Origin of the sequence: Aequorivita vitellina, from assembly GCF_022008365.1 — a bacterium.
Classification (GTDB): domain Bacteria; phylum Bacteroidota; class Bacteroidia; order Flavobacteriales; family Flavobacteriaceae; genus Aequorivita; species Aequorivita vitellina.
In genome coordinates this window covers 1-1,134 of sequence record NZ_JAIRBA010000093.1, presented here as the reverse complement: position 1 = coordinate 1,134, position 1,134 = coordinate 1, and the positions used below count along the sequence as shown (strand labels likewise).

Genomic DNA, 1,134 nt, shown 5'->3' with positions numbered 1-1,134 from the left:
AGGGCCTTTGAAAGAATAGCAAAGCGGAAACAAAACGGAACAGAACGCAGAAAAACATTGCACAACAAGGCATATAATTAATGGCTAGTTGGAGCCTGCTTCCGAAAATCCTATCGGATTTTCTGTTTGGTTTTTATTTGCTAAATTCCGTGTTTAATCGGGCCACTAATCATATGCAGAAACGTTGCCACCAATGCGATAAAAACCGTAAATCGATTGAAAATTAAGTTAGTAATATTATTTCTCGGAATTATTTGTTCATCGTGTAGCCGAATTACTCCTTCAGGTTTTTGGTTGAACTACAAATCTGAACTTATTACCGAAAAGAAAAATGACCAAGGACCTTGGGGCGGAACTTTATATATAAATTGGTCTGCGGACAAAAACACTGAATTTAATATAAAAAAAATAACAGAACTTGCCTCCCAAAATGGTTGGAAATTGATTGACAGTACGAATTATAATAAAGTGGATTTGATTAATATGTCAGATTTTGGAAAACCGACAATCAATCTTCCTCTCAAGAACTTTACGCCTGAATCCACGGAAGCGAATTTAAAGTCGGAATCGTTTCCTCGTTTTATAGAAACTGATTTCAAACTTTATAGATTTAAAACAAAATGGCTAATTTTTGAACCAGGAACTGATAACTCGACACAAGATAACGGATTTGTATTATTAAGTTCGGACAATAAACGAATGACTGTTTATCAATTATGGGGCGAATAAAAAGCACTGGTGGCAACAATGTATAACCGCAATTACGGCGGATTCGACTGCGTCCGAATCCACTCGGAATCGCTAACGTCAGTGCTTAACCGAAAATTATTAACTTTAATCCCGTAACTGACGGTTATACGAGACCGTTGTGCAATATTGAGCGAGACGCAAATCACGGCGGAAAATTGGCGGAACAGCGTCCGATTTTTTTTGAATTTAGTGTTTAAAAAACAAAAAGCATTTCGGACAAAAATGTTGATCGGACAAAATTACGGAACGGAAAAAAGGGGAGTAGCTGGAATTTTTTGACTTCGGAAAGATAAAACTAGCAAACGCAATTTTGTTTTTCGATGGCCTTTGAAAGAATAACAAAGCGGAAACAAAACGGAACAGAACGCATAAAAAACATTGCAC

General features: G+C 36.7%; 1 protein-coding gene. It reads left to right on the top strand.

The window, feature by feature from the left end:
* The first annotated feature begins 216 nt into the window (after positions 1 to 216).
* Positions 217 to 729 (top strand): hypothetical protein, encoded by a 513-nt coding sequence (locus tag K8089_RS16095; RefSeq protein WP_237604310.1) that lies wholly within the window; start codon positions 217 to 219, stop codon positions 727 to 729.
* Positions 730 to 1,134: the final 405 nt, after the last annotated feature.